Genomic DNA, 16,437 nt, shown 5'->3' with positions numbered 1-16,437 from the left:
TACTTTAAGTCTGCGGCTCTTTAGAAAAACAGGGCACATACATGCCCTGTTCTAAAACTATTACTGTTTAACAGCATACTTGGACTTCGCTTCAAGTCGGCGGCGGTGCAAAATCGGTTCTGTATAGCCATTTGGCTGATCATATCCCTCAAAAACGAGGTCACATGCTGCCTGGAAAGCAACTGATTGATCGAAGTCAGCTGCCATTGGGCGGTATGCGGGATCTCCACTATTTTGTTCATCTACAACCTTAGCCATTTTCTTAAGTGTCTCAAGCACTTGCTCCTTCGTGCAGATTCCATGGTGCAGCCAATTCGCAACATGCTGGCTTGATATCCTTAATGTCGCGCGGTCCTCCATTAAACCAATATTATTGATATCAGGAACTTTGGAACAGCCGATGCCCTGCTCAACCCAGCGGACAACATATCCCAAAATCCCCTGTGCGTTGTTATCCAGTTCCTCTTGAACTTCCTCTGGATTCCATTGCGGATTTTCAGCAACCGGAATCTGCAGGATTTCATCACGAAGGTCCGTAATCTCTTCCAGCAGCTGATTTTGCACTTTTTGAACTTCTACCTGATGATAGTGTAAAGCATGAAGGGTGGCAGCAGTTGGAGACGGTACCCAGGCAGTATTGGCTCCAGCGTTCAGATGGCCGATCTTCTGCTCCATCATATCAGCCATCATATCAGGCATAGCCCACATACCTTTTCCAATTTGGGCACGGCCCTGGAAGCCTGTTTCAAGGCCTGTATTGACATTGGATTTTTCATAGCCTTTTAGCCATGCTGTTGACTTCATGTCACTCTTGCGGATCATTGGGCCAGCTTCCATGGAAGTATGCATCTCATCCCCAGTCCGGTCCAGGAACCCAGTGTTTATGAAGACGATGCGCTCCTTTACTTCACGGATGCAGGCTGCCAGGTTCAAAGATGTACGGCGCTCTTCATCCATTACACCAATTTTTAGTGTATTCCGCTCCAGTCCGAGCAAATCTTCAGTCCGGTCAAACAACTCGCTTGCAAAAGCAACCTCCTTGGAACCGTGCATCTTTGGCTTAACGATATAAATGGAACCTTCTGATGAGTTTTGGTATGGGCCATTTCCAAGCAATGTATGCTTGCCAATCAGGCTGGTAATTACCGTATCCAAGATACCTTCCTGCACTTCATTTCCATCTGCATCCAAAATCGCATTAATGGACATTAAATGTCCGACATTCCTGACAAACATCAACGAGCGCCCAGATAATGAGAACTCCTTTCCATCTGGAGAAACATACGAACGGTCAGGGTTTAATGTACGCGTTATGGATTTAGAGCCTTTTGTAAAGGCGGCGGAAAGGTCTCCCTTCATTAAACCAAGCCAGTTGCGGTACACAAGGACCTTGTCTTCAGCATCAACTGCTGTTACTGAATCTTCACAATCCATAATTGTAGTAATTGCAGCTTCAAGCAAAACATCCTTTACTCCGGCATCATCCGTTTTTCCAATTGGGTGGCCTCTGTCAATTTGAATTTCAAAATAAAGGCCATTATTCTTCAGAAGTACCGCAGAAGGATGATCCTGCTCTCCCTGGTATCCGGCAAACTTTGATTCATCTTTTAGATTTGCAGTTTCTCCATTGCTAAGCACAGCTGCCAGCTTACCGTTTTCCACTTTATATTGAACAGCGTCTTTATGAGAACCGCTTGACAGAGGAACGGTTTGATCAAGGAATTCCCTGGCAAATGCAATAACCTTTTCTCCCCTTACTGGATTATATCCGCCTTCTCTATTTGCCCCGTTTTCTTCACTGATTGCATCTGTGCCATAAAGTGCATCGTATAAGCTTCCCCACCGGGCATTTGCTGCATTGATCGCATAACGCCCGTTATTAACTGGAACGACCAATTGTGGTCCAGCCTTTATAGCTACTTCATCATCCACGTTTTCTGTAGTAATTTTAAAACCTTCGGCCTTTGGCTCAAGATAGCTGATCTCTTCTAAAAATGACTTATAGCTATTAAAATCAAAATCTTGATTTTCTCTGTGCCACTTGTTCAGTTTATGCTGAATTTCATCCCGCTTCGCCAGCAATGCTTTATTTTTAGGCGTCAGATCATTTATAAGCGCTTCCAGACCTGGCCAAAATTGTTCCTGATCCACTCCGCTTCCCGGCAGAGCCTCGGAATTGATAAATTCATAAAGCTCACTTGCAACTTGCAGGCTTCCTGTTTTTACATAGTTTCCCATTATTCATTTCCTCCTTTGGTTGCTGCTTTACCATTTTAAATTTAATGCGGCTGCCGATTCTTGTTTCTTATTACGAAACAGCGTTTCTAACTTTCTCTTAAAAAAATAATAGCATGTTTCTAAATCGATTTTCAATAATTTTCACACAACTTTATTCTTCTCTAATTGATAAGGCTTAATTTAGCTTTTCAACATTGGGTAAATGCCCAGCCTTCTTCTAAGGAAGGCTGGGCATTTTCTTATGAAATTGCCTGGGCCTTCATCTCTTTTTTGACTTCAGCACATCTGCTCGGCGATGGAAACAGCTTTCCAGCATTCAGCAGATTATGAGGATTAAAGACTTCCCGGATTTCTGTCTGGGCAGCAATTTCTTCTTCTGTGAAAACAAAACGCATTTCTTCCCGCTTTTCAATGCCGACACCATGCTCTCCAGTTATGGTCCCTCCAACATCTGCGCAGACTTTTAAGCACTGGCTTCCAGCTTCGAGCGCTTTCTCTGATTCTCCTGGTATCCTTGCGTCAAATAGGACAAGAGGATGCAGGTTTCCATCTCCTGCATGGAAAATATTAGCAATCCTTAATCCCGATTCACCGCTAATCTGGCTGATTCTGCTTAAAACTTCAGGCAGCTTGCTTCGAGGGATCACCCCATCCTGTACCAGATAATCAGGAGAAATGGCACCCATGGCACCAAAGCCTGTCTTACGATTCGCCCACCATCTTGCTCTTTCCTCTTCACTTCCCGCCGCACGGACTTCACGGACATTCCTCTTTCTGCAAACCTCAAGGATTTGGTCGATCTGTTCCCCAATTCCCGCTGCAATACCATCCACTTCAATTAAAAGAACTGCTTCTATATCTTTTGGATGGCCTACCGGAAAAGCTGCAGCTTCCACCCCTTCAATAGCAGTCTTATCCATCATTTCCAGGGCTGCAGGTACAATACCAGCAGATATTATATCTGATACTGCCTGGCTCCCATCTTCAACCCGATCGAAGTAGGCAAGAACAGTCTGCTTTCCTTCAGGATTTTTCAGTACCCTCACAGTTATTTTTGTTACAATTCCAAGGGTCCCTTCAGAACCTGTAATCAGACCCAGCAAATCATATCCAGGAGCATCGGGAATACCATCTTTGCCAATTTCCACTATTTCGCCATTAGGCATGACCACTTCAAGTCCAAGAATATGGTTTGTAGTTACTCCGTATTTCAGACAATGTGCACCCCCGGCATTTTCTGCAACATTGCCCCCAATTGTGCAGCAGTATTGGCTGGATGGATCCGGTGCGTAATAATAGCCTTTATCGGATATTGAATTTGTGAGTTTTAGATTTACAAATCCAGGCTCCACAACGGCGCGGCGATTTTCAAGATCAACGCTAATAAGTTTTTTCATCCTAACCATACTTATTATTATTTCTCCATTAAGAGGTATTGCTCCGCCGCTCAGCCCCGTACCTGCCCCCCTGGCCAGGAAGGGGAGATTGTTTTCCGAGCAGTACTTGACAATCTCCGCCACTTCTTGTGTATTCTTTGGAAATACGACTGCCTTGGGCAAGTGCTTATGGATCGTAAAGCCGTCACAGTCATAAGCCAAAAGGTCTTCTTTCTGGTAAAGAATGGAACGGGAACCTCCCACAATTTCAGCCAAATTTAAGATGTGTTGGTCCTGTGATTTAACCCGATCTTTCGTTCTCACTCTTTTTCCTCCTTCACACGGTCTTCCTTTTGGTAAGCCCAATCAAGAAGCTGGATAGTATGGACAATTTTCTGATTCCTGCCGTATTTTTGAACTCCCATTGCCATTTGCAGCATACAGCCGGGATTTCCCATTGAGATCATTTCCACATCATCTGGAACATTTTCCATTTTGCTTTCAAGGACCGCATTAGCCATTTCCGGATTGGTAATATTGTATATTCCTGCACTTCCGCAGCAGCGGTCTGAATTAGGCATGTGCACCATATCAACACCAGGAATATCAAGGAGAATATCACGCGGCTGCTGGCGGATTCCCTGTCCATGCGCTAAATGGCAGGCATCATGGTAAGTAATTCTAGTGTTCATTTCAGCCTTTGGCTTTTCATAGCCTGTATCATGAAGAAATTTTGATATATCCTCTACCTTTTCAGAGAACTCTTCCGCTTTTGCATGCATTTCCGGATCTTCCTTAAACAATTCTGCGTATTCCTTCATCATGCACCCGCATCCTGCTGCATTAACAATTACTTTGTCAAAGTCTTTGAATGCTTCCATATTCTGTTTCGCCAGCTTCCTGCCCATATCACGGTCACCCGCATGAACATGCAGGGCTCCGCAGCAAGTTTGGCTTTGGGGTATGACAACATCATTTCCATTTCTGGTCAATACATTTATGGTGGATTCATTAATATCACTGAACATGACATCCATTACACAGCCGGTCAGCATCGCAACTTCCTTCTTTGTCTCCCCTTTTGCTTTGATTACTTTTACGTCTTTATACTTCTTTTTTACAGGCTCTTTCACTTCAGGCATGATGGATTCCATATCGACAAGGTGCTGCGGCATGATATTGATTACTTTGGTTTTCCGGACTGCTTTTTGCATGCCGCTTTTTTGGTAGAATTTCATAAGGCCGCCTAGCGTATTTAAGCGATTCTGGTGAGGGAAAAGGTCATGAAGAAAAAACTTGCTGATGGCTCCTTTTATACCAGTCAATGGCATTGCCTGCCGAATCTGGCCGCGTGCTTCCTCAATCAAACCGCCAACATCGACATCAGCTGGGCATGCAGTTGTACAGGCGCGGCAATCCAGACATTGAAACACTGGGTCCATGAATTGCTCATTTACTTGAAGCTTCCCTTCAGCCACAGATTTGATTAGGTGGACACGCCCCCTTGGAGAATGCTGTTCCTGACCTGTCTGTTCATATGTCGGGCATGATTCCAGACACATGCCGCAATGGACACAGTCAGCCCATTTCTTTTCATCTGGCGGATCGCTCCATAAATAGTTTCCCAATCCCGAGGTACATGGCGGCTCTTGCTTTAAATCGAGTTCCCGGACACTCATTTAAATCCCTCCTATGAATCTGTTTGGGCTTAAAGTTTTATTTGGGTCGACCTTTGTTTTAATCCCCTGGAGCAAAAAGAAATGAGAAGGTTTATTGCCCCAAACATCCACTTTTTTCCGAAGCTCAAATGGAAGGTGCTTTGCAACCGCATATCCCCCTGCTCTTTCAGCAGTCTCCCTTACATGTACAGCAGCATCCGCGACATCTGGCTCTGCTCCTCTAATGGTCACTTGACTTAATCCATGGCCCAGACCTCCATGTGATTCGATTTTTACATTGAATTTATCCTGAAGCAGATCAGTATCCTTTAATACTCTCACTGCGTCGAGATTAACAGTTCCAATCTTCATGGAGGCTTCTGTTTGAATTGGCAAATCCTTGTCTGCCCCATTAGGAATGTGCCTGTAAAAGCGTTCCCAAAACAAATCCGCTTTCTCCTTAGTGCTTATACTCAACTTCGCATCTTTCGGCAGCATATTTCCCACAAAAGTTTCCTGATAACGTACAGAGCTTTCAACATCTTCAAAACTCATAGCTATCGTGTAAGAGTTTATTCCGGCAAGCCTATCTGAAAGTGACGGATTCAGCAGCTCAAGCGAAACTGGTTCTATCATAGAATCCAATACCTTCACTGCAAACGCCTTTATATCCTCCAGATTTCCAGCTGGAAACGAAACGAGAACCAGACTCTCACATTTAGGGATTGGGCGAAGCTTTAAGGTAATTTCAGAAATCACACCAAGTGTGCCCATTGATCCAATAAACAGCTTATTCATATCATAGCCGGCAACATTTTTTACGACTCTGCCACCCGAGCGTATTATCTTTCCATCCGGATAAACAGTCCTTAATCCAATGACTGCATCACGGGCTGAACCGTATCCCAGCCTTTTGGGTCCGCTTTCATTTGCTGCAATGATACCGCCTATTGTGGCATTTTGGGGCCAAAAAGGATCAAGAGATATTTTTTGATTATGTTTAGCCAGATAATCCTGAAGGTCTTTAAAGCGAATTCCGGATCTTACTGTTACTGTCATATCACCAGGTGTGTGTTCCACAATCCCTGTATATTTTTCAAGCGATAAAAGAAGATCCGCTTTTTCATTTAAACCTCCGAATCCGCGTTTTGTGCCACCGCCCATAATGTTGATGGTTAGACCATTCAGATCTGCATGCTTAAGTGCCGCTGCAATCTCATTTTCTGTTTCCGGTAATATAATCATTTCACCTGAGTTGCCAAATGGGCTAGAAACTTCATTTTTACTTATCTGATCTTCCCTAAAATAAGTTTTTAAAGCACTTATCGATTCTGCTGCAATCAATATGTCCACCCCCGATTGTTTCGTAATAACAAACAATGTTTCAAATAAATTTCAAAAAAACTTTAACGTTCCTGCACGATACTCATTTGCAAAAGTTTCTCAACCAGCTCTAAATGTTCAATCATATTCTTATGCGCTTGGTCCGGCTGCTTATTTTTAATAGACAAATAGATACCCAGATGCTGCTCTTCAATCTTTTTTGCGATATCATCCCGTGATTGAAGGTATTGATGAAAATCGATCATGGATTTTTTCAATGTTTCAGATATAAATTGCACAAATTGGATAAGTATATCATTGCCTGCTGCATGGGCAATCGCCATATGAAACTGATAATCTTCCTCCCATCCATGGATGGCTGCATCGGAAATCAGTTTATTCATCTTCGCCAAATCCGCCTCAGACCGATTGGCGGCTGCCATTTCAGCGAGACCTGTTTCAACCATTTTTCTTGCCTGGAATAACTCGTGGATATCTTTAATGCCAGGATGCAAATGAGGACTTTTAAAAAGCTTTGATGAATCAAATCGGGATATATAAGTGCCTTCTCCCTGTTTCACATGTACGATTCCTTTGCCCTGCAATGAGGTTAGAGCATCCCTGACAGCGGATCGGCCGACACCAAACAGTTCGCATAACTCTCTTACTGATGGCAGCTTTTCTCCTGGTTTAAAGGATCCTTTGGCAATCATATCTTCAATTTGCTCTGCAGCAATTTCAGAAATTTTTCGTGTTGAAATCTTTTTTACATTCAATCTCTTGCCACCTTCTTTGCAGACGTCACATATCTGATATGTTATATGTTACTTCCTATTAAATCACGGTGAAATATAATAATCAATAAAATATTTAGAATTTATCAAAGATTCTTATTAATATTTGAATCTAGGGTTCATTTGGACAGGTGCAGAAGATATCCGGAAAAACGAGCCCGAACCAGAGGACCATCCGGGCAAAGTATCAGAAAATCTGATAAAGAAGTTACACATTCGCTGAAATCATATGCACGAAGTAAAAATCGACCCTCATGCTTACGAGCTAAAACAACAAACCTTATGAAAACAGCAAAAAAACTGACTTCCACGTTTTCGTATGGAAGTCAGTTTAAAATTTTCTATTCTATTACGCGTACAACTCGTCCATTGAACTTAGTTTTCCAATAGCCGCTGGACATGTTTGCAACCGCAACACCCGTTGAGCTTTGTGAACCGATGAATTTACCGCCGCCGAGGTAAATGCCTACATGGCCATCCCTTTTATAAGTATCAAAGAAAACAAGATCCCCAGCTCTCATCTCGCTTGCTGAAACCTGGCGTCCACCAAATTTAAGAGAATCTGTGCTGGCTCCTACACTAATTCCAGCCTGGGAGAAAGCCCAGTGAACAAAGCCTGAGCAATCGAATCTTCCATTGGCGATATCATATGCATTTCTGCCGCCCCCAAACACATAAACAGAATTACCGATATATTTATTACCTGCAGTTGTCACAATGCTGATTGCACTGCCGCCATTTACAGTTGGCTTTGGAGCAGAGCTTGCTGTTCCTTTTACTTTTTGGGCAGCAGGAGTCTGCTTTTTGGCAGAAGCTGGACCTGAAGAAGCAGATGCCGGAGCAGCTGACTGTGCAGCTGGTGCTGTTTGCGCCGCAATGCTTTGTTCGATTTGAGCAATCATGGAAGCATATTTAACATCTTCACTTTGCAGCTTTGCCTTCTTATCTGCAATTGAATTTTCTTTATCTTTTAACTGCTGGATTAATGAGCTATTTTGCTGTTTTTGCTCCTCCATGATGGACTGCATGCCTTTTAATTCGGTCATCATGCTGGTTAATCCCGCTAACTCTTCTTCAACTGCAGCCTTCTTTTCTTCAAATACCTTTTTATCCTGTTCCTGTTCTTCCATTAATTGTTTGTCTGCCTGAACAAATGTGGTTACTGCTCCGACACGGTCAACAAAGTCACTGAAACTGGAAGCACCAAGAAGAACATCTAAATATGCCACGGTTCCGCCGCTTTCCTGAAAAGATTGTGCACGCTGTTTTAGGATAGCGCTTCTCTTTTCGATTCTTTCCTCAATGATAGCCATTTCTGCCTTCAATTGATCTACTTCGGATTTAGTGCTGGAAATTTTAGTTTGCGTTTCTGCTATTAATTTATTATTATCTTCAATCGCCTTTTCAACTTTAGTAATTTTAGTATTTAACTCAGCGATTTCTTTAAGGACACTTACCAATTCCTTATCCGCTTCAGCCAGTGTGTCCTGCAAGCTGGAACGCTGCTGCTGAATTTGGCTTTTTTGATTTTCTAGCTTATTGATTGATTCAGCATTTACACCTGGGATGGAAAAAGCACTTCCGAGCCCAAGGATAATAGTTGTATTTAAAACGAGTAGCCTTTTTCTCAAAGTAATTACCCTGCTTTCTAATATGTACTTGGTCATTTATTGGCCGTAAGAATATAAAACTATTTATCTATGTTTATTTTTTTAAGCGATTACAATAAAAATCTCTAGTAAATTTGTCTTTCCATGGAGGATTATACCATCCTTATTTGACAGACTTGTTATAGAAATATTACAAAAATATTTCAAACGTGACATTAAACCCCTTTTTTCGCCACCTATATATGACATAATTCCCTATTTTACTGAGAGAAGATATCCAACGACAGTTGTGTGCTGTATTCCAGAATAAATAAAAAAAGACTGGAATCCAGATTAACTCTTCCGGATTTCAGCCTTTAATGAATACTTTTTAATCCTTAAACTTGCTTTGGATATCCTGATCGAACACAAATACCGACATTCCAAAATCCCGTTCGATATCTATATCCACAAACAGGTCAATTAGTCTTGCCTGCAAAAATTCTTCCATTTCTGCGGGGCGGTTTTTTTTATACATCTCCTTGACCATTTCTGTTCTGGCAGCCCGAAGCATTTGTTTCCCCTCGTCTGCACTTGCTATGAATTTTTCCACAGGAGATAAATTACCTTCCATTTCACATATAGCCCAATGTTTGCAGAATGTTGTCCTAACTTTGCTAGGTCCTTTGCCCATATGTTTTTTTCGGAAGGAGCGCACTAAATTACTGAATTCTGCTTCATACTTGTTCATATTCCAACCCTCATTAACCTATTTTCATGTATAATCCCAATTATACATGTCCAATGCAGGTTTCACTTTAATAAGTTAATCAATTAATACAATTATTGTCAAACTAAACAATCTAAATTTCTTGTCTAACTGAAATTATATGCTACTATTTTGTTAGTTGAAAGGTTCTAGGAGGAAGAATTATGGAAATTCTAAGCAGCAGAAAAATTGTCAGATTTCAGAATGGAGTTCTGCAGGATGCAGAAGATTCAATTGTTTCCGAACACCCTCTCACAATTCAGCTAAATGGAGAAGAGTTCGCAACAATGGTCTGCAGCCCAGAGAATATTCGGGAATTAACAATCGGCTTTTTGGCTTCTGAAGGCTTCATCAGGAGAATGGAAGAAATCAAAGATATTCAAATAGATGAAAGCAAAGGATTTGCATATGTGGAGTTACATACCCAAACTTCTACAGCAAGCCATGAGTTCCACTCCAAACGGTTTATTGGTTCATGCTGCGGGAAGAGCAGGCAATTTTATTTTCACAATGATGCGAGGACAGCCAGAACTTCTACATCAAAGCTGACCTTGTCTCCCAGCCAGTGCATCTCATTTATGAAACAGCTGCAGGATGGCAGTCAGACTTTTCAAGAAACCGGAGGAGTACATAATGCCGCCTTATTTTCTGCAGATGAAATGATTGTCAGCAGAACAGATATTGGCCGGCATAATGCTCTAGATAAAATCCTTGGGTATTGCATTGAAAACAGGATTCCTGTAAGGGATAAAGTCATTGCATTCAGCGGCAGAATCTCTTCGGAAGTTCTTCTAAAAGCCTCCAAAATCGGAGTAGGCATAATTCTATCAAAATCCGCTCCGACTGATCTGGCCATAAAATTGGCAGAAGATCTTAATATCACAGCTGTTGGCTTTATACGCGGTCAGTCTTTTAATGTTTATTCTCATCCGGAAAGGATCGTTTCAGGGGCGGAAGATTAATAAAAAGAGGAATATATTTATTAATAGATAGCAAACCAAGGTGTTTGTACGCATCTTGGTTTGCATTTTATTTTAATATTTTTAGAGAAAAAAAGCCAATCAAGTTCTGATCGGCATTTCGTACTGAAATCAATTTATAATTAATTATACAATGGAACTGGAGGATCAATTCCTAATACAGGCTGTCCATCGACTGTTAACCATATATAATAATGGTCAATCTCTGTTTTAAGTATCACTTCAATTTTTGCGATTAACTTTTCTTGCATTTCAAATGATAACCGTGCTGTTTCCTCTCCTAATTGGACATCTTTCAATCCCAGCAAATCAGCAATTCTCCTTGCATCTTCATAGGAAACTTCGACATATTTATCATACTCCGGTAAATATGCAGCCTCTGCTGTTTTAACCCCTATAGCGGCAGTTAAGAATACTGCCATTAAAATAAACCCAATCTTTTTCATTTTCTCCCCCATAAATTTAAATTTGGTCTATAAGCCCCAGGAAAACATCCAGAATTTCAGGATGATACATGGTTCCACTGTGATTCAATAATTCTTTTTTAGCTTCTTCCTTACTCCTGCCCTTTTTGTATACTCTATCCGTCGTAATAGCATCATACGAATCAATAATCGAAATTATCGAAGCTTCTATAGAAATCTCACTGCCTTTTAATCCCAGAGGATAACCATTTCCATCAAATCTTTCATGATGCTGCTCGACTACTTTTCCCGCATCTATCAATAGTGGCAATCCCGTTTCCTCTAGTATTTCTCTACCGAAGGCAGAATGTTTCTTCATTACCTCCCATTCCTCTGGAGTGAGTTTACTGGGCTTTTGCAATATTTCCAGAGGTATGCGCAACTTCCCAACATCATGAAGAAAAGAAGCTAAATTCAAGTTTACTAGTTGCTTAGAATCTAACTCTAGTGTTTTTCCTACCAGCATAGAAAGCTTATTTATTCTTTGACAGTGATCTCTAGTATATCCATCTTTTTCTTCAATTGATATTGATAATTCCATCATTTCCTTTGTTACCTTACTATAATGAAAAAAAACTGGTCTTGAAGTTACATAAAGAAATTCAGTGGTAGCTGCTGCTTCAAAAACATAATGTTCTTCTACTGGTGCCCTGAAAAAAGAACTCCCTGTTTTTATCTTCTTGGTTTCATTTCCATTTCTAAGAATTAATTCCCCAGAAAGTACACATAAATATTCTAGTGCTTCCCAGCCTTCTTGGGGTTCAATCCCCCACATTGTACCAGGATCAAGCTTATGATAAATAACCTCTGTCCCATCCCCCGAAGCAATCAAGGAGATTTGCAAACCTTTCATGTGGACTGTTTCAATGAAACTATCTTCATTTATAATGCCCACTTTATTACCCTCTTTCTTATACTTCGCAAATGATGTATGTATTGGGTGGCAAATTAATAAACTTTCCTATATTGCCATTCTAGTACATGATTTTCCATTTTTCCACAAAAATTTTGCTAGTTAGTTGATATTAAAGAGAATATTGACAATATTTAAGGCTATTTGCCTGTTTTTATCGTCCCCATTAAAAACCAGTGACCTTAAATGGGGTCACTGGCTTTTTGTCATTCTCTTTTGTTAGGAGGGACATCTCTTTCACTTTTTTCCATTTTGTGCATTTTCTGGTCCTCGGGAAGCTGGGTGTTCCTTTCCATGGCACTTGTATCTTCTCCCATTCCTTTGAGGAAAGTGATCAGAAGTGTAACTGCCCGATTGACTTCTGGATCTTTCAAAGCCTTCACAAGATCAAAGTAGCTTGTTTTTTCATCCGTTTCTTTATATTCCGCAACTCTTGCAACACCGGAATTTAATTTTAAAAGCAAAGGCTCAAGCTGCTGGACATTAATGGTACCCAGGGTCCCAACCATAAGCAGCAGGTTTTTGATTGTATTTGTAGCTTCCGGTTTATCTACTGCTTTAACAAGTACGTTCAATACTTTATCTCCCTGTCCAAACAAACCATTTAATAACGAGAGAATTCCCCGATCATGCATATGGCCGACCGCTGTAAGCAGTTCAAGAATGGATTCCTTATTATCTATTAGAGCATTTTCCACTTCTTCCAGGTCTTTTTGGCGTTTGTCCTCAGGGCTTAACTCAAAACGCTTGATATTATTAATCGCTTTAGCCATGCTGTTTCCGCTCCTTTTTCACCATTTCTCCCGGGAAAATATAATCTTTTCTTGCCCATTTCTTTTGAACATTTACACCAATTTGCGGCTGCGGGTTGCCATAACGGTGATTAATTCTTGGAAGCGGATTGCTGCCTTCTTCACTCAGAATTTCAAGCTTCACCTTCGTTTCCTTATATGCCGGTGTATCGGTATCCTTATCGGCATAGCTGCTTGTTAATAAATTTATGGCGGCTTCGCCTCTATCATTCATAGGAAGGTAAACTTCCTTTCCTTTAACCCTATCAGTTATATGACATTTAACTTTAACATTACCATAAGGTGAAGTCAGACGAACAAGCGTACCATCCTTCAGGCCCCGCTCTTTGGCAAGATCAGGTGATACTTCCAGGAAGACTTCCGGTGTTTTCGAGCTGATTCCTTTTGATTTATACGTCATGTTGCCTTCATGGAAATGCTCCAGGAGACGTCCATTATTGACGTGGATATCATATTCAATTGGAAATTCAAGAGCTGGAGTCCAATCTACCGGATAAAGTCTTGCTTTGCCATCAGGAAACGGGAAGCTTTCCGTATACAGGAGCGGGCTATCCGTTCCGTCCTCAGCCACCGGCCATTGCAGACTCTTATACCCTTCCAATCTTTCATAAGTAACACCTGCGTATAATGGCATAAGCTTAGCAGCTTCGGCCATGATTTCGCTTGGGTGGGTATATGTCCAGCCCGCGCCCAGTCGATTAGCTACTTCAATGATTATTTGCCAGTCAGGCTTTGAATCCCCAAGCGGCTCAAATGCCTGGTAAAGACGCTGAATTCTCCTCTCTGTGTTCGTAAATGTTCCTTCCTTTTCCAGACTTGGACTTGCAGGAAGCACCACATCCGCAAACTCAGCTGTACGGGAAAGGAAAATGTCCTGGACGACAAAGAAATCAAGTTTTTCAAAAGCAGCCTGAACATAATTGATATTTGAATCCACTAGCCCCATATCTTCACCCTTCAGATACATCGCTTTCAGCTGGCCTTCATGAATCCCTTCTACCATCTCGTGATTATTCAGTCCGGCTTTTTCCGGAAGCTTTACACCCCAAGCTTTTTCAAACTTCTTTCTCACATCAGGGTCTGAAACTTTTTGATACCCAGGCAAATTATCGGGGCTGCTTCCAAAATCCCCTGCCCCCTGCACATTATTATGGCCCCTTAAAGGATACGCACCTGCACCAGGTTTAGCGTAATTTCCTGTTACAAGAAGCAGATTTGAAATGGCTGTACTTGTATCACTGCCTCCAAGATGCTGTGTGACACCCATTGCCCATAAAGCAGAAACACTATTGGCTTCATGAATCATTTCTGCCATTTTGATTAAATTGTCTATGGATATCCCGGTTGTTTCTTCTGCAAATTTCAAAGTATATTTCTCCAGGTTTGACACAAATTCTTCAAGGCCATTCACTTTTTCCTGCAGAAACTTCTCGTCCGCCCATCCCTGGTCGATAATGTATTTAGTAATGGCAGAAAGCCAGACCATATCCGTACCCGCACGAGGCCGCACAAACAAATCAGACCGCTCTGCCATTTCATGTTCCCTTAAGTCAGCTACAATTACTTTTTGGCCATTCAGTTTCTGGGATCTTTTCACCCTGGTCGAAAGAACCGGATGGGATTCAGACGTATTGGAACCAATAATCAGCACTAATTCGGAGTTTTTAATATCTTCAATTGAACCAGCATCCCCTCCATATCCCACAGTTCGGAATAGCCCTACAGTTGCAGGGGTCTGGCAATATCTTGAACAGTTATCGATATTGTTTGTCCCTATGACTGCCCTGCCAAGTTTCTGCATTAAATACGATTCCTCATTGGTACATTTTGATGATGTAATAAAGCTCATTGCATCTGGGCCATGCTGTTCTTTAATTTCTGAGAATTTCCGTGTAATCAGGTCCAATGCTTCGTCCCATTCTGCTTCACGGAATGAATCACCTTCCCTGATTAGCGGCTTCGTTAATCGCTCCTCATTATTCACAAAGTCCCAGCCAAATTTCCCTTTTACACATGTAGATATTCCGTTGGCAGGTGCTTCTGCCTGAGGCTCCACCTTCAGGATTTCCCGGCCCTTTGTCCATACATCAAAGCTGCAGCCGACACCGCAATAGGTACAGACTGTTTTGGTCTTTTTAATTTTCTCTTCCCGCATGGCTGCTTCCATATCAGATATCGCCAGGATGGATCCATATCCTGTTTCAACATTTTTAGTGATTTCAATCATTGGCCGAAGGGTGTTTTTGGCAATTCCAGTCAGAAATCCGGCTTCCCCTTCCATTCCCTTTTCCATCATGGCATTACATGGACAAACAGTGGAGCAGTGCCCACAGGATACGCAGGAAGACTCGTTAATCGGGACATCCTTATCCCAGATAACCCTAGGTCTTTGCCGCTCCCAGTCAATGGTAAGGGTTTCGGTAACCTGGACGTCCTGGCAGGCTTCCACACATCTTCCGCAAAGAATACACTGATCGGGATCATACCTGTAAAAGGGATGAGATTCATCCTTCTCATAAGGCTTCTGATCAAATGGGATGCTTTGGTGATTAATTTTCATCGCCTTAACCGTATTATGTATTTCACATCCCCCATTGTTATAATCGCAAACAGTACAATACAGTTCATGATTAAAGAGAATCTTATCCATGGCAATGGTCTGCGCCTGTTTTACATCAGGATCCACAGTATCGATTACATCTCCATCTTTAATTTTTGTAGAGCACGAACGTACGAATTCTCCATTAACAGAAACAATACAGGTATCACAGGTTTCGATTGCACCCAGGCTCGGATGGAAGCAAACCTGAGGAATCTCAATCGAACTATCATTCAATAATTGCAAAACAGTTTGATCCTGCTTTGCATTCATTTCTATACCATTTATCTTTATATTGAGAGATGCTGGCAATTAAATCATCCTTTCAATGAATCGGTTTCTTAGATTTTCACTACCCTTGTAAGAAAAAGTTAAACGTTTAGTTAATGATATTGGCAGATAACTCCAGGCATGCTAATAACAATAATCATAAGGAGCACAAAAAAAAACGGCTGTAAATTCAGCCGCCTTAACACAATTATTTTTTTCGCAATGATAACAAATGATTTCTAAGAATCACTCTCATTTTTTCTTCATCAAATTGATCTGGTTTCATTACTGCATGTAGGGCTAGACCGCCTATGGAAAACCTATGATTCAATGGGCAGACGAAAGGTTTGCCTATAAGTTCGGAAACGGTCCAAAACCTGAAAAGCTTGCTAAATACGGCAGGGAACATGCCGGGAGAGAAAGAATCGGATGGTATAGGCATCTTCTCGCATGGATAATTGGTTTGATTTTATTAATGGCTATGATCCTTTACATTGGCAATCTTCAGTAAACCGGGAGTCTCAAAGGATTAGCAAGAATATGGACATTGGTACTTGCAATAGATTTTGCCATCAGCTTCAGCTATACCGTTTGGGCGAGAAAAATGAAAGCTGATAACAAAAATAACTCTGTAGTTTAGAATTTAAATGAT

General features: G+C 41.5%; 13 protein-coding genes. 2 read left to right on the top strand and 11 right to left on the bottom strand.

Going from position 1 to position 16,437, the window contains the following annotated elements; genetic code table 11:
- Nucleotides 1-60: 60 nt before the first annotated feature.
- From DFO72_RS08730 to DFO72_RS08700, 7 genes are all read right to left on the bottom strand, one after another.
- A complete protein-coding gene (locus DFO72_RS08730) occupies nt 61-2,238 on the bottom strand; it encodes a malate synthase G (RefSeq protein ID WP_113881323.1) in 2,178 nt (725 codons plus the stop codon).
- 239 nt (nt 2,239-2,477) lie between these two features.
- Entirely contained in the window at nt 2,478-3,938 is a 1,461-nt protein-coding gene (locus tag DFO72_RS08725) for an FAD-linked oxidase C-terminal domain-containing protein (protein WP_113881322.1), read from the bottom strand.
- Nucleotides 3,935-5,293 (bottom strand): (Fe-S)-binding protein, encoded by a 1,359-nt coding sequence (locus tag DFO72_RS08720; protein WP_113881321.1) that lies wholly within the window; start codon nt 5,291-5,293, stop codon nt 3,935-3,937. The genes DFO72_RS08725 and DFO72_RS08720 overlap by 4 nt, the downstream gene beginning before the upstream one ends.
- The gene (locus DFO72_RS08715) at nt 5,294-6,616 is read right to left on the bottom strand and encodes an FAD-binding oxidoreductase (RefSeq protein ID WP_113881320.1); all 1,323 of its coding nucleotides are present in this window, start codon (nt 6,614-6,616) and stop codon (nt 5,294-5,296) included.
- A 62-nt stretch (nt 6,617-6,678) separates the two neighbouring features.
- On the bottom strand, nt 6,679-7,371 hold the full coding sequence (locus tag DFO72_RS08710) for a FadR/GntR family transcriptional regulator (protein WP_113881319.1): 693 nt from the start codon (nt 7,369-7,371) through the stop codon (nt 6,679-6,681).
- Between the two features lie 359 nt (nt 7,372-7,730).
- Nucleotides 7,731-9,020 carry a coiled-coil domain-containing protein gene (locus DFO72_RS08705; RefSeq protein WP_113881318.1) on the bottom strand — a complete coding sequence of 430 codons (1,290 nt, stop codon included), beginning with the start codon at nt 9,018-9,020 and terminating at the stop codon, nt 7,731-7,733.
- 349 nt (nt 9,021-9,369) lie between these two features.
- Entirely contained in the window at nt 9,370-9,729 is a 360-nt protein-coding gene (locus tag DFO72_RS08700) for a DUF2294 domain-containing protein (RefSeq protein ID WP_113881317.1), read from the bottom strand.
- Nucleotides 9,730-9,911: 182 nt separating this feature from the next.
- Here DFO72_RS08700 and fdhD point away from each other — a divergent pair, with 182 nt between their 5' ends.
- On the top strand, nt 9,912-10,709 hold the full coding sequence (gene fdhD / locus DFO72_RS08695) for a formate dehydrogenase accessory sulfurtransferase FdhD (RefSeq protein ID WP_113881316.1): 798 nt from the start codon (nt 9,912-9,914) through the stop codon (nt 10,707-10,709).
- 140 nt (nt 10,710-10,849) lie between these two features.
- Here fdhD and DFO72_RS08690 read toward each other — a convergent pair whose 3' ends face one another.
- From DFO72_RS08690 to fdhF, 4 genes are all read right to left on the bottom strand, one after another.
- On the bottom strand, nt 10,850-11,173 hold the full coding sequence (locus DFO72_RS08690; protein WP_113881315.1) for an 8-amino-7-oxononanoate synthase: 324 nt from the start codon (nt 11,171-11,173) through the stop codon (nt 10,850-10,852).
- Nucleotides 11,174-11,189: 16 nt separating this feature from the next.
- Nucleotides 11,190-12,086: an HD domain-containing phosphohydrolase gene (locus DFO72_RS08685; protein ID WP_113881314.1), complete on the bottom strand. Its 897-nt coding sequence runs from the start codon at nt 12,084-12,086 to the stop codon at nt 11,190-11,192.
- 224 nt (nt 12,087-12,310) lie between these two features.
- Nucleotides 12,311-12,877, bottom strand: coding sequence for a DUF1641 domain-containing protein (locus tag DFO72_RS08680; RefSeq protein ID WP_113881313.1), 567 nt, complete (start codon nt 12,875-12,877; stop codon nt 12,311-12,313).
- The gene (gene fdhF / locus DFO72_RS08675; protein WP_113881312.1) at nt 12,870-15,827 is read right to left on the bottom strand and encodes a formate dehydrogenase subunit alpha; all 2,958 of its coding nucleotides are present in this window, start codon (nt 15,825-15,827) and stop codon (nt 12,870-12,872) included. Before fdhF ends, DFO72_RS08680 begins: the two co-directional genes overlap by 8 nt.
- Before the next feature lie 280 nt (nt 15,828-16,107).
- On the opposite strand from fdhF, the gene DFO72_RS29400 reads away from it, so the two are divergent.
- A complete protein-coding gene (locus DFO72_RS29400) occupies nt 16,108-16,296 on the top strand; it encodes a hypothetical protein (protein WP_166672442.1) in 189 nt (62 codons plus the stop codon).
- The last annotated feature ends 141 nt before the right edge of the window (nt 16,297-16,437 follow it).

Source organism: Cytobacillus oceanisediminis (genome assembly GCF_004366035.1).
GTDB classification, from domain to species: Bacteria; Bacillota; Bacilli; order Bacillales; family Cytobacillaceae; genus Cytobacillus; species Cytobacillus oceanisediminis_C.
The sequence above is the reverse complement of the archived record's forward strand: the minus strand, read 5'-3'. Positions and strand labels throughout refer to the sequence as shown.

Excerpts from the sequence above, each read along its gene's own strand:
- DFO72_RS29400 (WP_166672442.1), top strand. The coding sequence starts at position 16,108 with ATGATTCAATGGGCAGACGAAAGGTTTGCCTATAAGTTCGGAAACGGT.
- DFO72_RS08680 (WP_113881313.1), bottom strand. The coding sequence starts at position 12,877 with ATGGCTAAAGCGATTAATAATATCAAGCGTTTTGAGTTAAGCCCTGAG.
- DFO72_RS08730 (WP_113881323.1), bottom strand. The coding sequence starts at position 2,238 with ATGGGAAACTATGTAAAAACAGGAAGCCTGCAAGTTGCAAGTGAGCTT.
- DFO72_RS08690 (WP_113881315.1), bottom strand. The coding sequence starts at position 11,173 with ATGAAAAAGATTGGGTTTATTTTAATGGCAGTATTCTTAACTGCCGCT.
- fdhD (WP_113881316.1), top strand. The coding sequence starts at position 9,912 with ATGGAAATTCTAAGCAGCAGAAAAATTGTCAGATTTCAGAATGGAGTT.
- DFO72_RS08720 (WP_113881321.1), bottom strand. The coding sequence starts at position 5,293 with ATGAGTGTCCGGGAACTCGATTTAAAGCAAGAGCCGCCATGTACCTCG.
- DFO72_RS08700 (WP_113881317.1), bottom strand. The coding sequence starts at position 9,729 with ATGAACAAGTATGAAGCAGAATTCAGTAATTTAGTGCGCTCCTTCCGA.